The sequence below is a fragment of the Bacillus sp. N6 genome (assembly GCF_052805735.1).
This window is the reverse complement of the sequence record NZ_CM127843.1, coordinates 4,341,622-4,357,882: the sequence shown is the minus strand read 5'-3', so window position 1 is coordinate 4,357,882 and position 16,261 is coordinate 4,341,622. Positions and strand designations below refer to the sequence as shown.

Annotated in this window: 19 protein-coding genes and 1 other annotated feature; all 19 genes read left to right on the top strand. The window is 36.7% G+C overall.

Going from position 1 to position 16,261, the window contains the following annotated elements; genetic code table 11:
• Positions 1-8 precede the first annotated feature (8 nt).
• The 19 genes from ACUXVC_RS22435 (at position 9) to ACUXVC_RS22345 (ending at position 16,245) form a co-directional block, all read left to right on the top strand.
• Entirely contained in the window at positions 9-1,310 is a 1,302-nt protein-coding gene (locus ACUXVC_RS22435) for a bifunctional folylpolyglutamate synthase/dihydrofolate synthase (protein ID WP_000582037.1), read from the top strand.
• Positions 1,311-1,474: 164 nt separating this feature from the next.
• Positions 1,475-2,425: a stage II sporulation protein B gene (locus ACUXVC_RS22430; RefSeq protein ID WP_098976238.1), complete on the top strand. Its 951-nt coding sequence runs from the start codon at positions 1,475-1,477 to the stop codon at positions 2,423-2,425.
• 233 nt (positions 2,426-2,658) lie between these two features.
• Positions 2,659-3,234, top strand: a complete 576-nt coding sequence (locus ACUXVC_RS22425; protein WP_029443367.1) for a Maf family protein — start codon at positions 2,659-2,661, stop codon at positions 3,232-3,234.
• A gap of 46 nt (positions 3,235-3,280) precedes the next feature.
• Positions 3,281-3,958 (top strand): DNA repair protein RadC, encoded by a 678-nt coding sequence (gene radC, locus ACUXVC_RS22420; RefSeq protein ID WP_001013391.1) that lies wholly within the window; start codon positions 3,281-3,283, stop codon positions 3,956-3,958.
• 157 nt (positions 3,959-4,115) lie between these two features.
• Positions 4,116-5,135 carry a cell shape-determining protein MreB gene (mreB, locus tag ACUXVC_RS22415; RefSeq protein ID WP_000466736.1) on the top strand — a complete coding sequence of 340 codons (1,020 nt, stop codon included), beginning with the start codon at positions 4,116-4,118 and terminating at the stop codon, positions 5,133-5,135.
• A gap of 41 nt (positions 5,136-5,176) precedes the next feature.
• The gene (gene mreC / locus ACUXVC_RS22410) at positions 5,177-6,028 is read left to right on the top strand and encodes a rod shape-determining protein MreC (RefSeq protein ID WP_001135487.1); all 852 of its coding nucleotides are present in this window, start codon (positions 5,177-5,179) and stop codon (positions 6,026-6,028) included.
• Positions 6,029-6,042: 14 nt separating this feature from the next.
• Positions 6,043-6,588, top strand: coding sequence for a rod shape-determining protein MreD (mreD, locus tag ACUXVC_RS22405; RefSeq protein WP_000975765.1), 546 nt, complete (start codon positions 6,043-6,045; stop codon positions 6,586-6,588).
• 35 nt (positions 6,589-6,623) lie between these two features.
• Positions 6,624-7,310, top strand: a complete 687-nt coding sequence (gene minC / locus ACUXVC_RS22400) for a septum site-determining protein MinC (protein ID WP_000391521.1) — start codon at positions 6,624-6,626, stop codon at positions 7,308-7,310.
• A gap of 2 nt (positions 7,311-7,312) precedes the next feature.
• Entirely contained in the window at positions 7,313-8,110 is a 798-nt protein-coding gene (gene minD, locus ACUXVC_RS22395) for a septum site-determining protein MinD (RefSeq protein ID WP_000503309.1), read from the top strand.
• Between the two features lie 133 nt (positions 8,111-8,243).
• Entirely contained in the window at positions 8,244-8,990 is a 747-nt protein-coding gene (gene spoIVFA, locus ACUXVC_RS22390; RefSeq protein WP_000797475.1) for a stage IV sporulation protein SpoIVFA, read from the top strand.
• Entirely contained in the window at positions 8,983-9,843 is an 861-nt protein-coding gene (spoIVFB, locus tag ACUXVC_RS22385) for a stage IV sporulation intramembrane metalloprotease SpoIVFB (RefSeq protein ID WP_000599064.1), read from the top strand. The genes spoIVFA and spoIVFB overlap by 8 nt, the downstream gene beginning before the upstream one ends.
• Positions 9,844-9,910: 67 nt before the next feature.
• A complete protein-coding gene (locus ACUXVC_RS22380) occupies positions 9,911-11,299 on the top strand; it encodes an Rne/Rng family ribonuclease (protein ID WP_144465089.1) in 1,389 nt (462 codons plus the stop codon).
• A gap of 77 nt (positions 11,300-11,376) precedes the next feature.
• Positions 11,377-11,454, top strand: a sequence feature (ribosomal protein L21 leader region).
• Between the two features lie 14 nt (positions 11,455-11,468).
• Positions 11,469-11,777 carry a 50S ribosomal protein L21 gene (rplU, locus tag ACUXVC_RS22375; protein ID WP_000270907.1) on the top strand — a complete coding sequence of 103 codons (309 nt, stop codon included), beginning with the start codon at positions 11,469-11,471 and terminating at the stop codon, positions 11,775-11,777.
• 11 nt (positions 11,778-11,788) lie between these two features.
• A complete protein-coding gene (locus tag ACUXVC_RS22370; protein ID WP_001993153.1) occupies positions 11,789-12,133 on the top strand; it encodes a ribosomal-processing cysteine protease Prp in 345 nt (114 codons plus the stop codon).
• Positions 12,134-12,136: 3 nt separating this feature from the next.
• Complete coding sequence (rpmA, locus tag ACUXVC_RS22365; RefSeq protein ID WP_000944957.1) at positions 12,137-12,427, top strand: 50S ribosomal protein L27; 291 nt, start codon at positions 12,137-12,139, stop codon at positions 12,425-12,427.
• Between the two features lie 63 nt (positions 12,428-12,490).
• Entirely contained in the window at positions 12,491-13,039 is a 549-nt protein-coding gene (locus tag ACUXVC_RS22360) for a sporulation initiation phosphotransferase B (RefSeq protein ID WP_001003587.1), read from the top strand.
• A complete protein-coding gene (obgE, locus tag ACUXVC_RS22355) occupies positions 13,039-14,325 on the top strand; it encodes a GTPase ObgE (protein WP_000497127.1) in 1,287 nt (428 codons plus the stop codon). The genes ACUXVC_RS22360 and obgE overlap by 1 nt, the downstream gene beginning before the upstream one ends.
• A gap of 140 nt (positions 14,326-14,465) precedes the next feature.
• Positions 14,466-15,173 carry a response regulator transcription factor gene (locus tag ACUXVC_RS22350; protein ID WP_002082113.1) on the top strand — a complete coding sequence of 236 codons (708 nt, stop codon included), beginning with the start codon at positions 14,466-14,468 and terminating at the stop codon, positions 15,171-15,173.
• The gene (locus tag ACUXVC_RS22345) at positions 15,163-16,245 is read left to right on the top strand and encodes a HAMP domain-containing histidine kinase (protein WP_000865403.1); all 1,083 of its coding nucleotides are present in this window, start codon (positions 15,163-15,165) and stop codon (positions 16,243-16,245) included. Before ACUXVC_RS22350 ends, ACUXVC_RS22345 begins: the two co-directional genes overlap by 11 nt.
• Positions 16,246-16,261 lie beyond the last annotated feature (16 nt).

Here is a 16,261-nt window from a genome sequence, read left to right as displayed (position 1 = left end):
AAGCATACGTGATACATACATACGAAGAAGCGATAGGGTGGATTCATAGCCGATTGAAATTTGGTATTAAACCAGGATTAGAAAGAATGAATTGGATGCTAGAAGAGCTCGGAAATCCAGAGCGTCATATAAAATGTATTCATCTTGCTGGTACAAATGGAAAAGGTTCAACGTTAACATATATGCGTTACATGTTAGAAGGCGCGAAATATAAGGTAGGAACATTTACCTCTCCTTACATCGAAACATTTAATGAACGCATTAGTGTGAATGGAACACCAATTGCAGATGAAGAGATTACTGAACTCGTAAAGATGGTAAAACCAGTCGTGGAAAAACTAGATGAAACGGATTTAGGGGAAGCGACTGAGTTTGAAATTATTACTGTTATGGCAATTTGCTATTTCGGTAAAGTCAATTTCTGTGATGTTGTTTTATTTGAAACAGGGCTCGGTGGACGTTTTGATTCTACCAATGTTATACACCCTGTTCTCACGATTATTACGAATATCGGTCACGATCATATGCATATTTTAGGGAATACACTAGGAGAAATTGCATATGAAAAGGCGGGGATTATTAAGTCTGGTGTGCCGGTAATTACTGGTGTAAAAGATGAAGAAGCTTTGCAAGTCATTCAAAATGTTGCAAAGGAAAACCATGCAAACTTATACGAACTTGGCAAGCATTTTACAGCGTTACATAAACAGTCTAACGAAGATGGGGAACAGTTTGATTTTACTTGTCCTTTTACCGCATTTGAAGATTTGCAAATCTCAATGAAAGGTATTCATCAAGTAGGAAATGCAGCGCTAGCACTTATGGCAGTAATGTATGTAAAAACATATTTATCATTTTTAATTGAGGAAGAGGGAATAAGAACGGGATTACGGGAGGCGTATTGGATTGGGCGCTTTGAAAAGCTACAAAGTAACCCGGATATTATTATAGATGGTGCTCATAATCCAGAAGGTATCGAAAGCCTTGTGAAAACAGTAGAAGCGCATTACAAAGATAAAAATGTAATAGTTTTATTTACTGCCCTTGGTGATAAACAATTGCATAACATGGTAGGCCGATTAGAAACCATTGCAGATGAAATGATTTTTACAACATTCGCCTTTGATCGTGCTATTTCTGCAGACAAGCTTGCATCATATTCACAAAAAGAATCAAAATTAGTTTTTGAAAATTGGAAAGAGGCAATTGATACAAAAGTTGAAATGATAGGGGAAAATGATGTTTTTATCATAACAGGTTCTCTTTATTTCATTTCTGAAGTTCGAAAATATATTCGAGAGAAAAACTAGATAGTCTTTGCTATCTAGTTTTTTGTTCTACAAATGAAGTCAAATGCATACATATAAGATAAATATATAGGGTTATTTGGCGAATTCCTCTGACAAATATCTCGTTTTTTTGTGAAATGAATATGATATGATGCGGACAACGATAAGAGGTGAGGTGTGAGTGTATGGACAAGCAATCACGAACGATCTCAGTGAAAGTGAATGGAACAGAAGCGAAGTATGAGGAAAAGAAGAAAGATGAATTTGAATGGATGGTAGTAGAAAGTGAACGACCTAAAAATGTTGTTCCGTTTCAAAAAGCGAAATCAGTGTCTGTGGAAAAATACCGAAAGAAGTGGAGTAATACATTAATTGCAATCGTTGCAACCGCAATTATTATCGGTACGACGTTTGGAATGGGGATGCTTCATTTACTTACTGGACAAGGAACAACAGGAGGAAGTGAAGTAACTGCTTCAAGGCCGACTGGAAATGGAGAATCAAAGGTGGGTGGAACGGCAGAACAAACACCAGCACCGAAAGAAGAAAAACAAAAGGCGCAGACAGGAACGTCATTGGATCCGATGAAATTATTCTTTGTTCAAGGGGGGCTTTATTCTTCTGAAGAAAAGGGACAGGCAGCTCTTGAAGAATGGAAAGGCAATGGGGGCATTGGTGCTTTGAGACCGAGCGGGGATAAGTATGCAATGGTTGTTGGTATTGCTAGCGATGAACAGGCTATAAATCAATTAATGACTAAGTATAAAAATGATGGTGTCTCCGTTTTAAAAAAGAACTGGGATATAACAGATAAAGCATTGCTGAAAGATGATAAAGAAGTAGGAACATTTTTAACAAAAGTGCAGCCATTATATACTCATTTAGCAAAATATGCTTCTAGCGTACAAGTTGGTGGGAAAAGCAGCGCAAAAGATATAGAAGTGATTGAAAAAGAATGGAAAGCGATTGAAAAAGAAGGGAAAAGTATGAAGCGAGAAGAAGCAAAGAAACTGTATATGTATACGTCGGTAGCTGTACAAACAGTAAAAGATGGGAAAATGGATAAGGAATCTTTGGCGAAATTAAATCAAGTTATTATTGATGGCTTACTCTCGTATGAAAAAATTGTTTCGTAGAAAGTGAAATGATAGGATAATAAAATGAGTAAGAAAGAAGTACATGTACTTCTTTCTTTTCTTTTGAATTTAGAGCAAAGTGCTTTCTCTATGACAGGAATATAATCGTATGCAATAAAGAAGTGTTATTTTTAGTTAAAGAAATTAATATTTCTTTCATTTGTGGGCAAACTATTCCTTTGATACGATTGATATAAATTGTTCTGCTTCATGTGAGAAAGGAAGGAGAAAATATGAAAAAAATAATTTTAGCTTCAGGGTCACCTCGGAGGAAGGAATTGCTTGAGTTAGCTAGCGTACCATTTGAAATCGTTGTAAGTGAAGTAGAGGAAACAATTGGTGCATATTCATCGCCTTCTGATATTGTAATGTCGCTTGCCTTGCAAAAAGCATCAGCGGTTGCAGAAAATAATAGTGATCACATTGTGTTAGGTGCAGATACAATTGTTACATATGAGTCGCGTATCCTTGGTAAGCCTTCTAATGAGGATGAGGCGAAAGAGATGTTACAATTACTATCTGGGAAAACACATGAAGTGTATACAGGTGTTGCGATTATATCAAAAGAAAAAACGGTTACTTTTTATGAGCGTACAGAAGTTACGTTTTGGGAATTAACAGAAGAGGAAATTGATACATACGTCGCGTCGAAAGAACCTCTTGATAAAGCAGGTAGTTATGGGATTCAAGGTAAAGGGTCTATTTTCGTTCAACATATTCAAGGGGACTACTATAGTGTAGTTGGCTTACCAATTGCACGTCTCGTTCGAGAATTAAAACAATTTGATATTGATGTAACCCATGCGTAAAATTGCATGGGGTTTTCTTTGAGAGAACAAATAAAGGGGTGAAGAGATGAACGGTATTCGTGATGTTGTAAGAGAAGAACAACCACGGGAGCGTTTATTGTTAGAAGGTGCTGGAAGTTTATCAAATCGAGAGCTCCTTGCAGTGTTACTCAGAACAGGTTCTAAAGAAGAAACAGTTTTAAAGTTGTCAGATAAAATTTTACACCAATTTGATGGCTTACGTATGTTGAAAGATGCAACATTAGAAGAGCTAATTAGTATACATGGGATTGGGATTTCAAAGGCATCGCAACTTATGGCAGCCTTTGAGCTAGGCAGAAGAATGGTACGTTTAGAATATCAAAATAGATATAGTATTCGAAGTCCAGAAGATTGTGCGAAATACATGATGGAAGAAATGCGCTTTTTACAACAAGAGCATTTTGTTTGTTTATATTTAAATACAAAAAATCAAGTTATACATAGGCAAACGATCTTTATTGGAAGTTTAAACACGTCAATTGTACACCCAAGGGAAGTTTTTAAAGAAGCCTTCCGTCGTGCAGCAGCCTCTATCATATGTCTTCATAACCATCCCTCAGGAGATCCCACGCCGAGCCGTGAAGATATTGAAGTAACAAAACGCTTAGTAGAATGCGGTCAGATTATCGGAATTGAAGTGCTTGATCATATTATAATAGGTGACCATAAATTCGTGAGTTTAAAGGAAAAAGGTCATATTTAAGACTATGCTTTTTACTTATTTTGTTTTATAATGTGATTTATGAGTTTTTTGTAGAAATTTATCTACAAAAAGGATAAAGATATAAAAAACGTACTGTTTTTATAATATAAAGTAAGAAAAAATGAGTCCGTGAAAACAAGAAAGGAAGATAAATAATATGTTTGGATTTGGTGGATTTACTCGCGATCTTGGAATAGACTTAGGAACTGCGAACACGCTTGTATATGTAAAAGGAAAAGGTGTAGTTTTACGTGAACCTTCAGTAGTTGCGTTACAAACTGATACGAAACAAATCGTTGCTGTAGGTAGCGATGCAAAACAAATGATTGGTCGTACACCAGGGAACGTTGTGGCACTTCGCCCGATGAAAGACGGTGTAATTGCTGACTATGAAACAACTGCAACAATGATGAAATATTACATTCAACAAGCTCAAAAATCAAATGGTTTCTTCTCACGTAAGCCGTATGTAATGGTATGTGTACCATCTGGTATTACAGCTGTAGAAAGACGTGCAGTAATCGATGCGACTCGTCAAGCGGGTGCTCGTGATGCTTATCCTATCGAAGAGCCATTTGCAGCAGCAATTGGTGCAAACTTACCTGTTTGGGAACCAACTGGTAGTATGGTTGTTGATATCGGTGGTGGTACAACAGAAGTTGCAATTATTTCTTTAGGTGGTATTGTAACAAGCCAGTCAGTTCGTGTTGCTGGTGATGATATGGATGATTCAATCATTCAGTACATTAAGAAAAGCTATAACTTAATGATTGGTGAAAGAACAGCTGAAGCATTAAAATTAGAAATTGGTTCTGCAGGCGAGCCAGAAGGTATCGAGCCTATGGAAATTCGCGGTCGTGATTTAGTAAGTGGTTTACCAAAAACAGTACTAATTCAGCCAGAAGAAATTGCAGATGCATTAAAAGATACAGTAGATGCGATTGTAGAATCAGTTAAAAATACGTTAGAAAAAACGCCACCTGAATTAGCGGCTGATATTATGGACCGCGGTATCGTATTAACAGGCGGCGGGGCATTACTACGTAATTTAGATAAAGTAATTAGTGAAGAAACGAAAATGCCAGTTCTTGTTGCAGAAGATCCATTAGATTGCGTAGCAATTGGAACAGGTAAAGCATTAGACAATATCGATCTTTTCAAAACTGCTGCTCGATAATATTGCAAAATAAAAATCAGTGAAATTAAGAGGGTGTGAACGTGCCACAGTTTTTCTTAAACAAAAGATTAATTGTTTTGTTGGTTAGTATTATTCTTCTCGTGGCATTGATTGGAATCTCATTGAAAGAACGGAACAGTTTAACATGGCCAGAGCAGTTTGTTAAAGACACTGTCGGTGTTGTAGAACGTGTATTCCAAAAGCCAGCGAAATACGTAGCTGGATTCTTCGAAAATGTAGAAGATGTAAAGCGCACGTATGAAGAGAATAAAGAATTAAAAGCAAAATTAGATAATTATGCAGGTCTATCAGGGAAAGTAAAACAACTAGAAGATGATAACAAGAAGCTACAAGAGCTAACTGGTAAAAAAGAGTTAAATAGCGGGTATACTGAAATTCCAGCTACTGTTGTTTCTCGTAATCCAGATAAATGGTACGATTTAATTGGAATTGATAAAGGGGCACAGCAAGGAATTAAAAAAGATATGGCTGTAGTAACTTCACAAGGGTTAGTTGGAAGAGTGAAAAGTGTATCTCAGTTTACATCATCAGTAGAATTACTAAGTTCTATGAGCCGAACAAATCGCGTTTCTGCTATTGTACAAGGGCAAGAGAAAATCTTTGGTTTGATTGAAGGTTATGACAAAGAAAAACAATTACTTCTTTTCACAAAGATTGGCTCTGATGCACCGGTAGAAAAAGATCAACTAGTTGTAACATCTGGACTTGGTGATATTTTCCCGAAAGGTCTTGTAATTGGAAAAATCGTTGATGTTCAGCCGGATGCATATGGCTTAACAAAAACAGCTTATGTAAAACCTGCCGCTGATTTAAATGACGTAGAGCATATTACGGTTGCTAAACGTGCAACACCTTCAGCGCCATTAGAATAGGAGGAGAAGAAGAGATGATGAAGATATTAAAAAGAGCAGCTCTTCCTCTTTTGCTCCTTTTTGTGTTTCTATTTGAAAATATGTTTGCTACTGTTGTTCCAACGGATGTGTTTTGGAAAGACAGTATAGCAGCACCGCATTTCTTTATAATCGTCTTATGTTTTATTACAGTGTATTATAGTCCGGTCCAAGGGATTTATTACGGACTATTATTTGGCTTCTTATTTGATACCGTATACACAGAACTTGTCGGGATATATATTTTTGCTTATCCGATTTTAGCTTATTTAGTTTATAGTGTGATGAAAGTATTACAATTGAATTTATTTATTGTTGTTTCTATCATATTAGCTAGCATTGTAGCACTAGAGTATTATGTGTATGGATTCTTAACTTTGTTAGGACGTACTCATATGCCAGCGCATGTCTTTTTCACAGATCGTCTCCTTTCTACTTTATTGTTAAATGCTATTTTCTTATTGATAGTTTGTTTCCCACTGAGACGATATATAGTGCGTCTTTCAAAAGCGATGGAAGAAAAAGAAAAAAGGATTTTCTAATTTTATGTCGAATTGAATCGGTGGGGTGAACTTTAGTGGAAGAAAAAAAGCAACAAAATGTAACGATAAAAGGGACAAAAGATGGGATAACGCTTCATTTAGATGATTGTTGTTCATTCTCAGAATTATTGATGGAATTAGACGAAAAACTTTCTACACATTACTACGATGGTGATGGGCGCTCTTTAATTGAAGTGCATGTGAAAGTAGGAAATCGTTATTTAACAGAAGTCCAACAAGAAGAGATTCGTACGTTAATTCGTAATAAAAAGAATCTTGTTGTGGATTCAATTGAAAGTGATGTTATCACTAAAGCAGAAGCAATAGCTTGGAAAGAAGAAACAGAAATTGTCCCTATTTCCAAAATTGTTCGCTCTGGACAAGTTTTACATGTAAAAGGAAATTTGTTGTTAATTGGAGATGTTAATCCAGGCGGAACGGTTATCGCTGGGGGGAATATTTTTGTCGTAGGATCATTAAGAGGAATTGCACATGCTGGGTATTATGGGGATTCAGATGCTGTAATCGCTGCATCTGTTATGAACCCGATGCAACTTCGAATTAGTGATGTGGCAATGCGGGCTCCGGAAGAGAAAGAAGACGGAGCGGAGGCGGCAGAATGTGCGTATATTAATGAGAACAATCACATTGTTGTCGATCGCCTGCAACTTCTCACTCATCTTAGACCTAATTTAACAAAGTTAGAAAGGGGAATTGTATAGCTGTGGGAGAGGCAATAGTAATTACATCTGGAAAAGGCGGAGTAGGTAAAACTACTACATCTGCGAACATTGGTACGGCCCTAGCGTTATCTGGAAAGAAAGTGTGCTTAATTGACACAGATATCGGTCTTCGAAATTTAGACGTAGTAATGGGGCTGGAAAATCGTATTGTATTTGATCTTGTTGATGTCGTTGAAGGGCGTTGCCGTTTACCTCAGGCTCTTATTAAAGACAAACGTTTTGATGATCTTTATTTATTACCTGCAGCACAAACGAGTGATAAATCAGCGGTAACACCTGAACAAATGGATGAATTAATACAAGTATTACGTCAAGATTATGATTACATATTAATCGATTGTCCTGCGGGGATTGAGCAGGGATTTAAAAATGCGGTAGCTGGTGCGGATAAAGCAATCGTTGTTACGACTCCAGAAGTATCCTCAATGCGCGATGCGGATCGTATTATTGGGCTTTTAGAAAAAGAGGATATTGAACCACCGAAACTTGTTATTAACCGTGTACGTAGTCATATGCTTCATGAACAGGATATGTTAGATGTTGATGAAATTGTACGTACATTGTCAATTGAGCTTCTTGGTGTTGTCGAAGATGACGATGAAGTTATTCGAGCTACAAATACAGGTGAACCTGTGGCGTTGCAACCAAGCGGAAAAGCAGCGTTGGCTTATCGTAATATTGCAAGACGCTTGTTAGGTGAGAATGTACCATTACAAGCATTTGAACAAGAAAAGGTATCGGTATTTGCAAAGGTGAAAAACTTCTTTGGAATCCGTTAAGAGCACTTCGCACATATGCGAGGTGCTTTCTTTTTTCTTCACACGAATATCTTTCTTTCTTAGCTCATACATATGTACAAACTGTATACAACTGTTTCTATTGAAATTAGCTTAACGAAAGAAAGGAGACAGTATGAAGAATAGACGCGTAGAAGAAATTAAAAAGCGGATTGCAAAAAGGAAGGCCGAGCAAGAAAGGATGGAGGAAGAACAGTATTTTACCGGAGGGAATTTTGATAGCGAAACAGTAGTTATTGAAGATGGAGAAAAGGAAATGCATCCTTTATTTCGAAAGGAAGTCTTTTTCTTCAAAGTTTTATTATCGGCAATATTAGTTCTTTCGGTTGCTATTTTATATAAGAATGCTCCTTCTTCATTCAATGGAGCTAAAGCTGTTACAGAAAAAGTGATGAAAGAGGAATTTCAGTTTGCTACTGTAGCGAAATGGTACGAAAAGCAATTTGGAAAACCGCTCGTATTCTATTCGCCAAACGAGAAAAAAGAAGGAAGTATTCAGCAAAAAGATTATGCAATTCCCGCTTCTGGAAAGGTAATGCAAGGGTTTCAAAAAAATGGCCAAGGTGTATTTGTCCAAACAGCTACAAATGCAACGGTTGAGTCAGTGAATGAAGGATTAGTTGTTTTTGCGGGTAAGAAAGAGGAACTTGGAAATACAGTTCAAATTCAACATGCAGATGGTACGGAGTCATGGTATGCAAACTTAAACGATATGTCAGTGAAATTATATGATTACGTTTCAAAGAAACAAAAAATTGGAACGGTGAGTAATGATACAAATGATAAAAATGGAAAGTTTTATTTCGCGATAAAAAAGAATGAAAAATTTATTGATCCGATCCAGGTGATATCATTTGATTAAATATAGAGACGTTTTGACGAAAATTTCCGTGCATCCATTATTTTGGGTTATTATTGTCATTGGTATTTTTACTGCACGTTTTAAAGAGTTACTACTGTTATTTTGTATCGTTCTTATTCATGAACTTGGGCATGCTATTGCAGCAGCACACTATAATTGGCGTATAAAAAGAATTCAGCTTTTGCCGTTTGGTGGCGTGGCCGAGCTTGAGGAACATGGTAATAAGTCGTTGAAAGAGGAACTTGTTGTCGTAATTGCAGGGCCGATTCAACATGTTTGGATGATGCTGGTAGGTTATATGTTGTTTGAAGCCGGTTGGTTGAATGCAGATTTATATTATTTCTTTATGTGGAATAATATAATTATTTTAGCGTTTAATTTACTCCCTATTTGGCCGTTAGATGGCGGGAAAGTATTGTTTAATATACTATCATATCGTTTTCCTTATTTACAAGCACATGAAAAGATGATGAAATTGTCATGTGTTTTTTTTGGTGTAATATTAGGATGGCAGTTGCTCTGGAATAGTAACAATATTATGATGTGGGTACTACTCATATTTTTGGCAGTGTCGTTATATCAAGAGTGGAAACAAAGACGCTATGCATTTATGCGTTTTTTATTAGAACGCTATTATGGAAATAAAAGAGGGATTGAAAAGATTGCACCTATTGAAGTGCAATCAGAAGATCATTTATATAAGATATTCACAAAATTTCGTAGAGGATATAAGCATTCTATTATCGTCCGTGGAAAATATAAAGAGCATTACACATTGGATGAAAATGAATTGCTCTATGCATATTTTACTGAAAAACGAACAACCTCATCAGTTGAAGAATTAATCGGTTAGTGTTGACGATAGCACTAACCTTTTATTATTGTAAAAGCAAAGAAGATTATAAAGTGAGGAAATAATTTTGAAAACGTTATATGTGAATTACGCTGGTTCGGAAAAGCGCGTTGCAATTGAAGAGAAGAAAAAGATTGTTGAGTTTTTATGGAAACGTAATGAAGAGCAAGAGATTGTTGGGCATATTTATGTTGGACGTATCGTAAGAACAATTGCTGGAATGAACGCAGCTTTTGTAAATATAGGTTTAGAAAAACATGCGTATCTTTCATACGATGATGTACCACCTTCTTATCGTATACATGAAGGGCAAGCGATACTCGTACAGGTTGTGAAAGAGGCAATTGATACGAAAGGGCCTAAATTGACAGCGAATATAGAATTTACCGGGAAATATGTCGTTTATATGCCGTTTGATGAGATGCGAGCTGTTTCTCGGAAAATAAAAAATAATAAAAGAAGACAACAGTTACTTGAAATTGAAGTAGAAGGAACGGGAGGTTACATTTTCCGCTCTGCTTCTGAAAAAGGGGAAATTGAAGAAATACAAGCTGAAATGCAAGGGTTACAACAGTTGTATGAAGAGTTAAAAAGAAAAGAGGATCAAGGAAAGGCGCCGTTATTACTTCATCGACCGGCGACCTTTTTAGATCGTGTATTTCAAGAGAATCCAATTGAAACAATTGAAAAAGTAGTTGTAGATACAAGAAGTATAGTAAAAGAGTTAGAAGACAAAGTTGGAAAAGGAAAAGTATCTTTTTATAATGAAAAGTCTTCGATGTTTAACCATTTTGGAATAGAGCGTGAAATTGAGAAAGCACTCCAAAAAATTGTGTGGCTTCCAAATGGTGCTTATTTAATTGTAGAGCAAATGGAGACGATGACTGTAATTGATGTGAATACGGGCAAGTTTACTGGAAAACAAAATTTACAAGATACAGTACTTCGCACAAATGAGATGGCAGCTGAAGAAATTGCACGCCAATTAAGACTTCGTGATATTGGTGGTATGATATTAATTGATTTTATTAATATGAAAAAAAGAGAAGATAAAGAAAAGGTAAGAGAATGTCTCATAGCTGCTATGAAAGATGATCGTACTTATACAAGAGTACTTGGATTTACTGAGTTAGGAATTTTGGAGATGACACGAAAACGTAAAAAACATTCTTTACGTGACGTATTACTAGAAGAGTGTGTATCTTGCAAAGCGACGGGTTATGTAATGTCGTATGAAACAATTGCGTATGAGCTAGAGAGAGAATTAATCACATATGGCAACATAGAGGATGAGGCAGTATTAATCGCTGCGCCTAAAGAACTGCAAAAACAATTTTTGCAAAAAGAATTACAAAAAAATATTCCATTTGAAATTTATTTCAAAGGTGATATTATCGAAAAGTACGCTATTATCCGTTTTGGAAGTAAAAAAGAAATTGTAGAACGGAAAAAATAGTTAGTAGAAGATTCATTGACAATACTCAATGAATTATGGTAACATCTTTATGTTATAGTTTATAGCACCTAAACGGCTATATGCTACAACCGCACAAGACAGGTTCCCTAAAGGCATTTATGTCTACCTCGTTTTTGGCGAGTCTTAGTAATTAAGAGGAGGTGCAAGTATGTACGCAATTATCGAAACAGGTGGAAAACAAATTAAAGTTGAAGCTGGTCAAGCAATCTACATTGAAAAATTAGATGTTGAAGCTGGTGAAACTGTTACTTTTGACAAAGTTCTTTTCGTTGGTGGCGAAAACGTTAAAGTTGGTAGCCCAGTTGTAGAAGGTGCAACAGTTACTGCGAAAGTTGAAAAACAAGGTCGCGCTAAGAAAATCATCGTTTTCAAATACAAAGCGAAAAAGAACAATCGTAAGAAACAAGGTCATCGTCAACCTTACACTAAGCTAGTTGTTGAAGCTATCAACGCTTAATTCTGGTTAACATGATTAAAATTACGATAAGTCGCACGAAATTAGGAAGTATCCAATCATTTAAAATGACTGGACATGCCGATTATGCGCCACATGGACAAGACCTTGTCTGTGCTGGAACTACAGCGGTTGTGTTTGGTTCTATAAATGCAGTGGAAGAACTTTGTAATGTGCAGGCAACTATTGAACTCGGAAGTGATGGCGGATTCTTAACGTATGAATTGCCTAATGATTTAGACGTTCATACAGCAGAAAAAGCACAGATACTTTTAGAAGGATTGGTTGTTTCGCTTAAGACGATCGAACTTGATTACGGAAAGTATATCCGTTTAATAGAAAAAGTGCAGGAGGTGTAACGTATGTTAAGATTAGATCTTCAGTTTTTCGCATCTAAGAAAGGTGTAGGTAGTACAAAGAACGGTCGTGACTCTCAGTCAAAACGTCTTGGTGCTAAACGCGCAGATGGTCAAACGGTTTCAGGTGGTTCAATTCTTTACCGTCAACGCGGTACAAAAATTTATCCAGGTGTTAACGTTGGTCGTGGTGGCGATGACACTTTATACGCGAAAGTTGACGGCGTAGTACGCTTTGAGCGTCTTGGCCGTGACCGCAAACAAGTGAGCGTATATCCTGTTGCTCAAGAAGCATAAGAACTCACGGAAAACTCTAACCTGAGTGCAGGTTAGAGTTTTTCTATATTAAGGGGTATCTAAATGAATGAAAAATGGACAATTATAGATGCATTGCGCCATTCAAGACATGATTGGCTCAATCGTATGCAGATGGTGAAAGGAAACCTTTCACTTGGAAAAGTGGAAGAAATTCATAGTCTCATCGATCGTTTTGTCCAAGAAGCGAGACAAGAATCCAATCTGATGGGGCTATCAATGCCTTTATTTTCAGAGTGGATTTTAACATATAATTGGAAACAGCAGCCGTGCTTATTGGAGTACGAAGTATTAGGGAAATTACATAACTTATCTCACTTAGATGAGACTGTATGTACATGGACGAATCAATTTTTCTCAATGCTTCAGCATAGTTTAGACGTATATGTTGAAAATTATGTTTGTATCACAATTGAATGTGACGCGGAGAATGCTCGTTTCTTTTTTGATTTTCGTGGTAAGCTAACGAGTGTAGAAGAACTACAGAATTGGCTTGCGACCCAAAACAATAAATGGTATTCCATTTCTTATACAGTGCGAGACGAAGAAGTCTCAGTTATATTACAACCAATTGAAAAAAGTGTGGTGAAATAATGTTTGTAGATCAGGTCAAGATATATGTAAAAGGCGGCGACGGTGGTAACGGTATGGTTGCGTATCGTCGTGAGAAGTATGTTCCTAAAGGTGGCCCAGCAGGTGGTGACGGCGGTAAAGGTGCAGATGTTGTTTTCGTAGTTGAGGAAGGCTTACGTACATTAATGGACTTCCGCTACCAACGTCATTTCAAAGCTGATCGCGGTCAGCACGGAATGAGTAAAGGTCAGCACGGGCGTAAATCTGAAGATTTACTTGTAAAGGTTCCGCCAGGAACAGTAGTAAAAGATGAAAAAACTGGTCAAATTCTTGCCGATTTAGTAACGCATGGACAAACTGCTGTAATTGCAAAAGGTGGCCGTGGTGGTCGTGGTAACTCACGTTTTGCAACAGCTACGAACCCAGCGCCAGAAATCGCTGAGAACGGGGAACCAGGTCAAGAGCGTGATGTCATTCTAGAACTTAAAGTACTAGCAGACGTTGGACTTGTTGGATTCCCAAGTGTAGGTAAATCTACATTATTATCTGTTGTATCATCAGCGCGTCCGAAAATTGCAGAGTATCACTTCACAACAATCGTTCCGAATCTTGGTGTTGTTGAAACTGGTGATAACCGCAGCTTCGTTATGGCTGACCTTCCAGGACTAATTGAAGGCGCACATGCTGGCGTTGGACTTGGACACCAATTCTTACGTCATATTGAGCGTACACGTGTAATCGTGCATGTTATTGATATGTCTGGTTTAGAAGGCCGTGATCCATATGAAGATTACGTAACGATTAATAATGAATTGAAAGAATACAATCTTCGCTTAACTGAGCGTCCACAAGTTGTTGTTGCAAACAAAATGGATATGCCAGATGCAGAAGAAAACTTACAAGCATTTAAAGAGAAAGTGGGAGACGAAGTAAAAATCTTCCCAATCTCAGCTGTAACAAGACAAGGTGTTCGTGACTTACTGTTTGAAGTAGCAAACTTAATAGAAACAACACCAGAATTCCCAATACATGAAGTTGCGGATGAGTCTGATACAAGTGTAATGTACAAATTTGATACTGAAGGTGTTAAATTTGAAATTACACGTGAAAGTGATGGCACGTTTGTTATCTCTGGTTACGATATCGAGAAAACATTCAAGATGACAGACTTCTCACGTGATGAATCTATACGTCGTTTCGCTCGTCAAATGCGCGGAATGGGTATTGATGAAGCGCTTCGTGCACGTGGTGCAAAAGACGGAGATATTGTAAAAATTCTTGAATATGAATTTGAATTTATCGATTAAGACTGCCGAAATACGGCAGTCTTTTTTTATATCGTAAAAATCGGATTTATATAGGAAAAAATCCCCACTAATTAAATTTTCAATTTATAATGGAAAAAGGAGTAAATGTAGAAGAATTCTTTTATGGGGAGAAAAAGAACATGTATAAAATATTAATTGTAGAAGACGATGAGAAAATTGCGGGAATATTAGAGGAGCATTTAGAAAGGTATGGCTATCAATCATTTAGAGCAAGTGATTTACGTCATATAAAAGATGAGTTTGTAAAAATAAATCCTCATCTTGTGTTACTTGATATTAATTTACCGTACTTTGACGGTTTTTATTGGTGTCGTCAAATTCGTACTGTATCGAATGCGCCGATTATTTTTGTTTCTGCAAGAACAGGGGAAATGGATCAAGTAATGGCGATTGAAAATGGCGGCGATGATTATATTACGAAGCCATTCCATTTAGATATCGTAATGGCAAAGGTGAAGAGTGCGCTTCGCCGTGGCTATGGAGAGTATGCCTCTGCTGCTGAGAGTGATTGTTTAGGTGTAAATGGACTGTTGTTATTCCCGTCCCAGCATATCGTTGAGTGGCAGGGACAACAAACTGAACTGACAAAAAATGAGTTTTACTTATTAGAGTGTTTAATGAAACAGGTGAATCAATATGTAACGCGTGAAGAACTGTTAGAAGCTCTATGGGATGAAGTAGCATTTGTGGATGATAATACATTAACCGTAAATGTAAAACGTGTAAGGAAGAAACTAGAAGAGCTAGGCATTAAAAATGCAATTGTAACGAAACGTGGATATGGTTATGCGCTTCTTACAGAGTGGGGCGAAGGGCATGAAGGTTAAAAATTACCTCATGGACCGCTTTTCTTTAATTCTTTCTTATATTGTTAGCCTTTGTTTATTTGGGCTTGTTTTGCAGTTGCAAAGTCTTTTAGAAAAGAAATCCATTGATTGGAGTACGTGGTTATATGGACTTTTATTAGGAACAGTTGTGTTTACTGTATACCTCATTTACGATTACCGAAAACGGAGTGTGTTTTTAAAGAGTATCAAAAAGTATGTTACTGGCGGAAATACATTACATGACTCTTTACTTATTGATGAATCTTATACATTAGAGCAAGAAATGGTCGTTGAATCTTTTACGTTATTAAGACAGCAATATATGAATGAAGTTCATAAACAGCATGCGAAAGAGCAACAGCAAATGATATTTATGAACCAATGGATTCACCAAATGAAAACACCAGTATCTGTTATTGAATTATTGTTGCAGAAGTTTGGCAAGGAGCATCGTGAGGCAAGAGCAACGGTTGAAAGTATTCGTGAAGAAAATAACCGTATACTAAATGGTTTAGATTTAGCGTTACATATGGCAAGGCTAGAGCAGTTTGCGAAGGATTATAAAGTAGAAGTAGTAAATGTTATAGATGTCGTGCGAGGTATTATTAATGAAAATCGAAAATCCTTCATTCAATCGTCTGTATTTCCGAAAGTGATGTTTGAAGAAGATACTTGTATGGTTGCATCTGATAGAAAATGGCTGAGTATTGCTATAGGTCAAATTGTTGTAAACGCAATCAAGTATACAAAAATTTCAGCGGCAGAGAAAAAAGAAATTCAATTTCAAATTGAAGAGAAAAATCAAAAGGTGTTATTACATATTAAGGACAATGGAATTGGTATTCCAGAGCAAGACGTAAAGCGCATATTTGATCCATTCTTTACGGGAATAAATGGACGTAAAACGAGAGAAGCGACTGGGATGGGCTTATATATTACGAAGGAAATTTGCGATAATTTACATCATGGAATATATGTTCAATCGGCTGAAGGAGAAGGAACAACATTCACGTTCCAATTTGCAAAAGATGAAGAGTATCATACATTAATGAGAAAAATGACAAAACTGTAAGATAACAAAATGTTTT

Excerpts from the sequence above, each read along its gene's own strand:
- ACUXVC_RS22430 (WP_098976238.1), top strand. The coding sequence starts at position 1,475 with ATGGACAAGCAATCACGAACGATCTCAGTGAAAGTGAATGGAACAGAA.
- ACUXVC_RS22425 (WP_029443367.1), top strand. The coding sequence starts at position 2,659 with ATGAAAAAAATAATTTTAGCTTCAGGGTCACCTCGGAGGAAGGAATTG.
- radC (WP_001013391.1), top strand. The coding sequence starts at position 3,281 with ATGAACGGTATTCGTGATGTTGTAAGAGAAGAACAACCACGGGAGCGT.
- mreB (WP_000466736.1), top strand. The coding sequence starts at position 4,116 with ATGTTTGGATTTGGTGGATTTACTCGCGATCTTGGAATAGACTTAGGA.
- mreD (WP_000975765.1), top strand. The coding sequence starts at position 6,043 with ATGATGAAGATATTAAAAAGAGCAGCTCTTCCTCTTTTGCTCCTTTTT.
- spoIVFA (WP_000797475.1), top strand. The coding sequence starts at position 8,244 with ATGAAGAATAGACGCGTAGAAGAAATTAAAAAGCGGATTGCAAAAAGG.
- rplU (WP_000270907.1), top strand. The coding sequence starts at position 11,469 with ATGTACGCAATTATCGAAACAGGTGGAAAACAAATTAAAGTTGAAGCT.
- ACUXVC_RS22370 (WP_001993153.1), top strand. The coding sequence starts at position 11,789 with ATGATTAAAATTACGATAAGTCGCACGAAATTAGGAAGTATCCAATCA.
- rpmA (WP_000944957.1), top strand. The coding sequence starts at position 12,137 with ATGTTAAGATTAGATCTTCAGTTTTTCGCATCTAAGAAAGGTGTAGGT.
- ACUXVC_RS22360 (WP_001003587.1), top strand. The coding sequence starts at position 12,491 with ATGAATGAAAAATGGACAATTATAGATGCATTGCGCCATTCAAGACAT.
- obgE (WP_000497127.1), top strand. The coding sequence starts at position 13,039 with ATGTTTGTAGATCAGGTCAAGATATATGTAAAAGGCGGCGACGGTGGT.
- ACUXVC_RS22350 (WP_002082113.1), top strand. The coding sequence starts at position 14,466 with ATGTATAAAATATTAATTGTAGAAGACGATGAGAAAATTGCGGGAATA.
- ACUXVC_RS22345 (WP_000865403.1), top strand. The coding sequence starts at position 15,163 with ATGAAGGTTAAAAATTACCTCATGGACCGCTTTTCTTTAATTCTTTCT.